At 34.7% G+C, this 9,737-nt stretch carries 6 protein-coding genes and 1 rRNA gene; 5 read left to right on the plus strand and 2 right to left on the minus strand.

Annotated elements, in window-relative coordinates:
• Window positions 1-89: 89 nt before the first annotated feature.
• From porU to B0E44_RS12920, 5 genes are all read left to right on the plus strand, one after another.
• Window positions 90-3,917: a type IX secretion system sortase PorU gene (gene porU, locus B0E44_RS12900; RefSeq protein ID WP_077375786.1), complete on the plus strand. Its 3,828-nt coding sequence runs from the start codon at window positions 90-92 to the stop codon at window positions 3,915-3,917.
• Between the two features lie 59 nt (window positions 3,918-3,976).
• Window positions 3,977-5,140 (plus strand): type IX secretion system outer membrane channel protein PorV, encoded by a 1,164-nt coding sequence (gene porV / locus B0E44_RS12905; RefSeq protein WP_077375789.1) that lies wholly within the window; start codon window positions 3,977-3,979, stop codon window positions 5,138-5,140.
• Between the two features lie 119 nt (window positions 5,141-5,259).
• Window positions 5,260-5,742, plus strand: a complete 483-nt coding sequence (cdd, locus tag B0E44_RS12910; protein ID WP_077375792.1) for a cytidine deaminase — start codon at window positions 5,260-5,262, stop codon at window positions 5,740-5,742.
• Window positions 5,743-5,904: 162 nt separating this feature from the next.
• Window positions 5,905-6,903, plus strand: coding sequence for a pyruvate dehydrogenase (acetyl-transferring) E1 component subunit alpha (pdhA, locus tag B0E44_RS12915; RefSeq protein ID WP_077375795.1), 999 nt, complete (start codon window positions 5,905-5,907; stop codon window positions 6,901-6,903).
• Window positions 6,904-6,910: 7 nt separating this feature from the next.
• Window positions 6,911-8,542 (plus strand): pyruvate dehydrogenase complex dihydrolipoamide acetyltransferase, encoded by a 1,632-nt coding sequence (locus B0E44_RS12920; protein ID WP_077375798.1) that lies wholly within the window; start codon window positions 6,911-6,913, stop codon window positions 8,540-8,542.
• A 406-nt stretch (window positions 8,543-8,948) separates the two neighbouring features.
• Here B0E44_RS12920 and B0E44_RS12925 read toward each other — a convergent pair whose 3' ends face one another.
• A complete protein-coding gene (locus B0E44_RS12925) occupies window positions 8,949-9,353 on the minus strand; it encodes a DUF3244 domain-containing protein (protein ID WP_077375801.1) in 405 nt (134 codons plus the stop codon).
• Between the two features lie 261 nt (window positions 9,354-9,614).
• Window positions 9,615-9,724 (minus strand): 5S ribosomal RNA (rrf, locus tag B0E44_RS12930).
• Between the last annotated feature and the right edge of the window lie 13 nt (window positions 9,725-9,737).

Raw genomic sequence — 9,737 nt, forward strand, 5'->3', positions numbered from 1 at the left:
TTTTTATTACATAAAACAACGAAAATGACATTTAATATTTTTTATTTACTTTTAGCAATTATTCCCAAAACACTTTGCTACTTAATTCAATGAAAAATCTCGTATTTTGTTTCATTCTTTTGCTCCCTATTATAACTTTTGCCCAAGTAAAAGGAGATATAAACATTGATTGGATAGAAAATAACAATACAACTTCCAGTACCAAATCCCAAACACCAAGTTTCAAAGGAAACAGTTATTTTTATGATGGCTATTATCAATCTCTTTATTACAATTTAAATTTAAAAACTGCTACTGCTTTAGACGAAAACAGCATTCAAATTTATAATGTGGTTTATGAGTCCATAACAGCATCCACCCTTGGAAATTTGAACACTTCTACAATTCCTTCAGCTATAAAAACTGTCCTGATAACAATAAACTCAAGAAATACTCTTCAAAACTTTCTCAGAATATCACCAATAATCAAAGAAGCTTCTGGCTACAAAAGAATTAAATCCTTTTCATACGCCATAAATAGTGGATCTTCGAGAAAAAGCGTTTCTACAAAAAACAAAGCGAGTATTACAAATTCCGTTTTAGCTTCAGGAGATTGGTATCGTTTCTATATAGAAAAATCAGGTGTTTATAAAATTTCTTTAAACTTTTTAAAGGAACTAGGATTGAATTTAAATGGAATTGATCCAAAAAAAATTAAGATATATGGTAATGGCGGAAAAATGCTGCCATTAGCGAATGACACTTTTTACCAAGCTGATTTAGCCGAAAATGCTATCCAAATTCAAGGAGAAAGCGATGGTGTCTTTAACAATGATGATTATATATTATTTTATGGTGAGGGAATTTACAATTGGAATGACGAAAGTCAAACCAATCTGAATTTGTACGATTCAAAATCCTATTACTATATCACGGCAGAAGGAGACAATGGTAAGAGAATGTTGAATATGCAACAGCCTGCAACTGCAAGCACTTTAAATATTTCAACATACGACGACTATCAATTTCACGAAGTCGATTTAACAAACATTGCTCAAGTGGGAAGGCAGTGGGTTGGCGAATCATTTGACATTAATCAGGACCAAGAATTTTCATTTGATTATCCAAATATAGACTCATCAGTACCCGTTAAATTAAATGCTTCATTGGCATCGGCAGCCTACACTCCTACTTCGTTTAAAATTATGGCCAATGGCCTTGATATAGGTAATGTGCCATTTTCTGCATTAAACACCAATTCAGATATACAATATTTCAATGGTGCACTCCCAAACAATACAACTTTTGCAGGTAGTTCAAATATAAAAATCAAGTTATCCTATAACAACAATGGAGTGCCTGGATCCAAAGGCTTTCTGGATTACATTCAATTAAAAGCAAAAAGTAAACTACAGGGATTCGGAAAGCAATTTCATTTTCAATATGACTTATCCAATTCAAGCCTTGGAGTCATATCGTATAATTTTTCAAATGCTGCTGCTATTTCTCAAATTTGGGATGTAACTGATATATATAATGTATCAAAAATCGAAAACAGCAACCAAAGTGCATTTTCATTCAAAGCTAATCTTGGAGAACTTAGGAAATATATCGCTATTGACCCGAATGACTATTATTCTCCATTAAAAGAAAGTAAATCAAAAATAGCCAATTCAAATATAAAAGGCACGGTTTTTAAAAACACTCAAGGTCAATTTCAAGATATTGATTATGTAATTATTACTCCCGACATTTTAAAATCCCAAGCAGAGAAGCTGGCTAATTTTCACAGAGTAAATTCTAATTTAAATACAAAAGTTATTACTCTTGAATCCATTTATCAAGAGTTTGCATCAGGAAAACAAGACATTGCCGCGATAAGAAACTGTATTAAATATATTTACAATAATGCTTCATCTACAGAGAAAAGAGTACGATATGTCAATCTCTTTGGTGATGCTTCATTTGACTATAAAAAAAGAATAACCAACAATACTAATATTGTACCTATATATGAATCATTAACGAGCAACACTATTGGAGAGGCTTCATTTGCGTCCGATGATTTTTATTGTCTAATGGATGATTCCGAAGGAAACATTACTACATTTTACGGAGGAATGGATATCGCTGCTGGTAGAATGTTGGTTAGCACCACTACTCAAGCTGAGGAAATGGTAAATAAAGTCATCGAATATTACAACAAAAAGGCCTACGGAAGCTGGAGAAACAACTATGTCACTCTCTCTGATGATTCAGACAAATCTACTGATGCATCTTTGCAATCTAGACAGAACACTCTTGCCGACGAAATCACTCTACAAAAACCTTTTTTGAATGTCTCGAAAATATTTTTAGACTCTTACACACAGGAAGCCTCTGCTGGTGGAGAAAGATATCCTAAAGCAAAATCTGAATTTTATAACGAATTTGAAAAAGGAGCATTGGTCTTTAATTATTTGGGGCATGGCGGAGAAGATGGTTTGGCAAGCGAAAGACTTTGGGATAAAGCAGACAGCCAAAGCCTAAGTAATCAATACAAGTACCCGTTATTTATTACAATTACTTGCGAATTTTCTCGTTTTGACAATCCCACAAGACCTACAGCCGGCGAATACATATATTGGAATTCAAAAGGCGGGGCTATTTCTTTAGTTTCTACAATTCGTTCCATTGGACAATTCAGTGCTGAAAATTTCAATGATTTTTTTGCGAAAAACCTTTTATCTTATGGTTCCAATCAATACGTTTCTATAGCAGAAGCTTTAAGAATATCTAAAAACGAAAACCCAAATACCGCAACAAACGTAGTCCTTTATCTTGGCGATCCAGCTATATTTCTGGCCATCCCCAAACCAAAAGTAGTATTGACCAAAGTGAATGATGTGCCCGTAAATCAATCGATTCCAGATTTTAAATCATTAGCAAAAATGAAAATAACTGGAGAAATAACAGACGAGAATAATCTTCCTTTAACCAACTATAATGGTATTTTATCAACCATTCTATTTGACAAAAAAATAACAAAAAGCACTTTAAACAATGATGGTTATAGTCCACCGATAAACTTCACTACTTTGGGCGGGGCTATTTTTAGGGGAAATGCATCTGTTACCAATGGTCAATTTGAATATAGTTTTATAGTACCAAAAGACATTCGCATTCCTTTAGACAACGGAAAACTGAGTTTTTATGCTCAAAAGAGTGAATTACTTGAAGATGTTACGGGTTACGACACTACAATTAAAGTCGGAGGTGTAAATGAAAATGCAGTAGCAGACAATAATAGTCCAAAAGTGAAGTTATATATGAATGATGAGACTTTTGTATCTGGTGGAATTACCAACGATTCTCCAATATTTATTGCATATATGGAAGACGAAAGTGGCATCAATACAGCTGGAGGAATTGGTCATGATATTGTAGCTGTATTGGATGGTGATGTAAGCAATCCTTTTATTTTGAATGATTATTATCAAACTGAATTGGATAATTTTACAAAAGGAAATTTACATTTTCCCTTCCGAAATCTAAAAGCTGGTTTACACACTATTACTTTTACAGTTTGGGATGTTTACAATAATGCAACAACATTAGAAATGCAGTTTTTAGTAATTGGTGATGAATCCATCTCACTTACAAATGTTTTGAACTATCCCAATCCATGTATAAATTACACTGAGTTTTGGTTTTCTCACAATAAACCAAACGAACCTTTGGAGGTACAAGTACAAGTGCTAACAATAACCGGAAAAGTAGTTTGGACAAAAAACCAAACCATTACAACTTCAGGTTTTTTATCACGCGAAATAACTTGGGATACTCGGGATGATTTTGGAAATAAAATTGGGAAAGGCGTTTATGTTTATAAATTAACGGTAAAATCATCTCTTTCTAATAAGAAGATTGAAAAGCATGAAAAACTTGTAATTCTTTAAAAATTGTGTTTCTTTAAAAATATAGTATATTTACCCTAAATTAAATTTTATTTTAAATAATGAAAAGAGCCATTTTACTGATTATATTTTTATATAATTTTAATTTTATTCATGCCCAGGAAAACGTAATTACAACAGCTGTGCCTTTCCTTTTGGTGGCTTCAGATGCTAGATCTGCAGGTATGGGCGACAATGGTGTTGCGTCATCAACAGATACCTTTTCTCAACAATGGAATCCTTCAAAATACGCGTTTGCTAACGACCAACAAGGCTTTTCATTAAGTTACACTCCCTATTTGACAGATTTAGTAAACGACATTTCATTAGCACAAATAACCTACTATAATAGATATAGCGACAAAAGTTCTTTTGCTGGTAGTTTCCGTTATTTTGGTTTGGGTGATATTGAATTAAGGACAGATTTTGACAGCCAAGTTGTACTTGTCTCTCCAAATGAATTTGCTTTTGATTTATCTTATGCCTTAAAATTGAGCGAAAAATTCTCAATGGCAGTAGCTGGCCGTTACATAAATTCCAACCTAAAAGTAGCTACTGATAATAATGATGCTACCTCTTCAAGTAGTTTTGCTGTGGATGTGGCCGGGTTTTTTCAATCAGAAGAAATTGCGTATACCGATTTTAACGGCCGATGGAGAGCCGGGTTTAATTTCCAGAATATGGGACCTAAAATGAGCTATGATAATGATGACATAAGTGCTAATTTTCTGCCTGCCAACATGAAACTAGGTGGAGGATTTGATTTTATTTTAGACGAATACAACAAAGTAGCTGTAAATTTGGAAGTCAGTAAATTAATGGTTCCTACCCCACAAAATCCCGATTTAAACGGCGATGGCAACATCACACCTGAAGAAGAGCAACAAAACAGAGATGATTATCAATCCATTAATTGGTTCTCAGGTATGTTCCAATCATTTACTGATGCTCCAGGTGGATTTAGTGAAGAACTAAAAGAAGTGACCTATTCCATAGGATCAGAATATGTATATCAAGATTCATTTTCATTTCGTGCTGGATATTTCCACGAAAGTCCAGATAAAGGGGCGAGAGAATTTTTCTCGCTTGGAGCGGGTTTTAAATACAGCTCTGTCAAAATTGATGTTTCCTATTTGTTTTCAGCGTCTAAAATTCAAAATCCACTGGAAAATACATTACGTTTCTCTTTGACATTCAATTTTGGAGAGAAATATGAAAGTTTTTAATCTCCATTTTACTTTTATACAAAACAAAAATCCAAACTTCACTATTTTGAAATTGGATTTTTTTGTTTTTAATTCCATGTACATAACTAAAATATTTAATTAAGAAATAGCTTTAACTGATGAAAGAAATAATAATCACTTCGACAATTACTGTTTTTGAAACCATTCAAGAATTACCTTTAGTTGAACAGAACTTAATGTTGAAAGCTATTGAAGTTAGAAAAAATGCTTATGCCCCTTATTCAAAATTTAGGGTTGGAGCAGCCATTCTTTTGGACAACGGTGAAGTTGTTGTTGGTTCTAATCAGGAAAATGCTGCATATCCTTCGGGGCTTTGTGCAGAACGGGTAGCTATTTTTTACGCAGGTGCTATTTATCCTGAAGCAATCATTTTAAAAATTGCAATTACCGCAGCCTCTGACAACAATAAAACAACAAGTCCCGTTCCTCCATGTGGAGCTTGCAGACAATCTATTGCAGAATATGAAATACGACAAGAATCCCCTATAGAAATCTATTACATGGGAGAAAGTGGATCGATTCATCAATCAGCATCTCTAAAAAACCTACTCCCTTTTATGTTTGATAACAAATTACTTTAAAAAAGAACTAAAAATTAGCTTTTAAATTTTAGTTCTTAGTAGGAATGTCTTATTTTTGCATCCCGACCCCTCTGGGGCGCAAATTTGTGGTGAGGAAACTATTTTGCGTTACTAGGTCATGATTGATAAAACAATAACACTTAAGCAAAAGAATTATTTCAGATGAAAGAAGTTACAAAAGAAGTTTATTTAAAGTGGTATGAAGACATGCTGCTTTGGAGAAAGTTTGAAGACAAACTTGCAGCATTATACATTCAGCAAAAAGTTAGAGGTTTTCTACACTTATATAATGGTCAAGAAGCTGTTTTAGCAGGAGCTTTACATGCTATGGATTTGACAAAAGACAAAATGATTACTGCATACAGAAATCACGTTCAGCCAATTGGTATGGGTGTAGATCCAAGACGTGTGATGGCAGAACTTTTAGGAAAAGCAACTGGAACATCTAAAGGAATGGGTGGATCAATGCATATCTTTTCTAAAGAACATCGTTTTTATGGCGGACACGGAATTGTAGGTGGTCAGATTCCATTGGGAGCAGGTTTAGCATTTGGTGACAAATATAACGGAACTGGCGGAGTAACCATGACTTACTTTGGAGATGGTGCTGCGCGTCAAGGTTCATTGCACGAAGCTTTCAACATGGCAATGTTATGGAAACTTCCAGTAGTTTTCATAGTAGAAAATAATGGATATGCAATGGGAACTTCTGTAGAAAGAACAGCAAATCATACTGATATTTGGAAACTAGGTTTAGGTTACGAAATGCCATGTGGACCAGTTGACGGAATGAATCCTGTAAAAGTTGCTGAAGCAATGACTGAAGCAATTGACAGAGCAAGACGCGGGGACGGACCAACATTTCTTGAAATGAAAACCTACCGTTACAGAGGACACTCTATGTCTGATGCGCAATTATACCGCTCTAAAGAAGAAGTTGAAGAATACAAAAAAATAGATCCAATCACTCAAGTTTTGGATGTGATTTTAGATCAAAAATACGCTACAGAAGAAGAAATAGAAGTAATTGATCAAAGAGTAAAAGATCTAGTTGAAGAATGTGTTCAATTTGCTGAAGAATCTCCTTACCCAGAAATCCAACAATTGTACGACGTAGTGTACGACCAAGAAAACTATCCATTCACACCTCATAAATTATAAATCAATTATGGCAACAATTGTAACAATGCCTCGCTTGAGCGATACTATGACAGAAGGAACGGTAGCAGCTTGGCTTAAAAAAGTAGGAGACAAAATAAGCGAAGGTGATATCTTAGCAGAAATTGAAACCGACAAGGCAACTATGGAATTTGAATCCTTCAATGAGGGAACACTTTTATATATTGGAATCCCAGAAGGAGAAACTGCTCCAGTAGACTCTTTATTGGCAATCATCGGAAACGAAGGAGAAGACGTAACGGCATTGATTGCTGGAGGTTCAGCTGCACCAGCTGCAGCAGAATCAACACCTGTTGTTACTGATACAAAAACTGCCGAAACTCCAACTGCTACTCCATCAGCAGATTTACCTAAAGGGGTTATCGTAGTAACGATGCCTCGTTTGAGTGATACTATGACCGAAGGAACAGTAGCTACTTGGTTGAAAAAAGTAGGTGATAAAATTATTGAAGGTGATATCCTTGCTGAAATCGAAACAGATAAAGCTACAATGGAATTTGAATCTTTCAATGAAGGAACTTTATTGTTCATTGGAATCCAAGAAGGGAATACAGCTCCAGTAGATAGTCTTTTAGCTATCATTGGACCAGCGGGAACAGATATTAGTGGAATCGCTGAAAACTATAAAGCGGGTGGAGCTACTCCAACTGCTACTGCAAAAGAAGAAGTTAAATCTACTTCTTCATCTGAAGCCACAGAAGTAATCGAAACAGTTAGTGACGGAAAAAGAATTTTGGCATCTCCATTGGCTAAAAAGATAGCTAGTGATAAAGGAATTCAATTAACACAAGTAAAAGGAACTGGTGAAAATGGCCGTATCGTAAAAAGCGACATCGAAAACTTTACTCCTGCAACTGCTGCTGCTCCAAGTCCTACTGCATCAAAAGCGCCAGAAACTGCAAAAACAGAAGCTCCAAAAGTATTTGTACCGGCTGGCGAAGTTTTCACAGAAGAAATCAAAAATTCGCAAATGCGTAAAATCATTGCGAAACGTTTAGCTGAATCATTGTTTACCGCACCTCATTACAACCTTGTAATAGAAGTAACAATGGATGAGGCAATGCAATCAAGAACAGTAATCAATAGCATCCCGGATACCAAAGTATCTTTCAATGATATGGTAATTAAAGCTTGTGCTTTAGCTTTGAAAAAACATCCAAAAATTAACTCTCAATGGAAAGAAGATGCTATCATCATCAATCATCACGTAAATATTGGTGTAGCTGTAGCAGTTGAAGATGGATTAGTAGTTCCCGTATTAAGATTTACTGATGCAATGAGTTTATCTCAAATTGGCTCAAGCGTTAGAGATCTTGCAGGAAGAGCAAAAAACAAAAAATTATTACCAACTGAAATGGAAGGTAGTACTTTCACGGTTTCTAATCTTGGAATGTTTGGTATAACTGAATTTAACTCTATCATCAACCAACCAAACTCTGCTATTTTATCAGTAGGAGCTATTGTAGAAAAACCAGTAGTGAAAAATGGTCAGATTGTAGTTGGCAACACCATGATGCTTTCTTTGGCTTGCGATCACCGTACAATTGATGGAGCAACTGGAGCTCAGTTTTTACAAACATTAAAACAATACATCGAAAATCCAGTAACTATGCTTGCATAAACACTTGATTTAATATTTATAGATCCCGTCAGGTTTTATACTTGACGGGATTTTTTTTACATACATATAATTATTTTAAAATAAAATTAAAGATCGTAAGTGCCGAAATCCAAACATAGCATATTATTTGATACTCTTTTATTATTTAGAGCTTAAAAAAGCAATGTTTTACATCATATACCTCCATTTATTTCTTTTGGGCATGCCCCAAGGGTCGGGCTGTTCATTGTATCTTTTCTTTTCCCGAAAGAAGGAAAAGAAAAGGATGCCATTTCCATCCCTCATGCAAATTCGTTTTTCAGAAGAAATTAATATTAAATAACTCATAAAACAAAAAAAACAGCCCTAAAGAGGAGCTGTTTTGTTTTTGTAAATTCGAAGTAAGTATTTTTTTTAAATAACCCAATTAATTTAGCGCTGCCACATTTTGGTTCTTCATTTTCAAATCCCCTTTGTACACTTCGGCAACCGATTTTCTCGATAAGCTTGAAACTTTATTGCTGATAACAATCTCGTGTATCACTTTCTTTTGACTGGTTTCCACTTCTAGGAAGTAAACCCCGTCAGGAAACTCCTCAAGACTATAAGTCTTCTCAATTCCTGCTTTACCTGTTGCGGTTTCAGAATAGATTACATTGTGGAATTTATCGTAGATCGTTACTGTAGCCTTTTGAATTTCATTCACCGAAAAACTAATTTCATTCCCAGTTCCTTTTTTTACATTCAGTAAAAAATCTCCATTGATTGCATAGGTACTCATGGTAGTCATCGCCACTAATACTATCAGACTAAATTTTAAAATCGTTTTCATAATGCTGCTGTTTTAAATTAGTAATAATTTCTATTGCTAAAGTAAGGAGCTAATCCTTCTCAAAACGCAACTGCATTTTCCAATAAAGATGCTATTTTAACATTACGAAAACGATGTATTGCCTTTTAAGACAATACAACATATACTTAGGGTAATTGAGGATAGTTTTAGAAATGTAACATTTTAATTTTTTCGCAAAAAAATACAAAACTTTTTATAAAACAAAAAACCCCGTTTCGTAAGAAACGGGGTTTTAGTAAAAAAAGGCAGCGACATACTCTCCCACATAACTGCAGTACCATCTGCGCAGGCGGGCTTAACTACTCTGTTCGGGATGGGAAGAGGTGAGCCCCGCCGCAATAACCACCTTAAGTCGTTATAATT

It is taken from the genome of Flavobacterium sp. A45, assembly GCF_002001005.1.
Lineage (GTDB): Bacteria > Bacteroidota > Bacteroidia > Flavobacteriales > Flavobacteriaceae > Flavobacterium.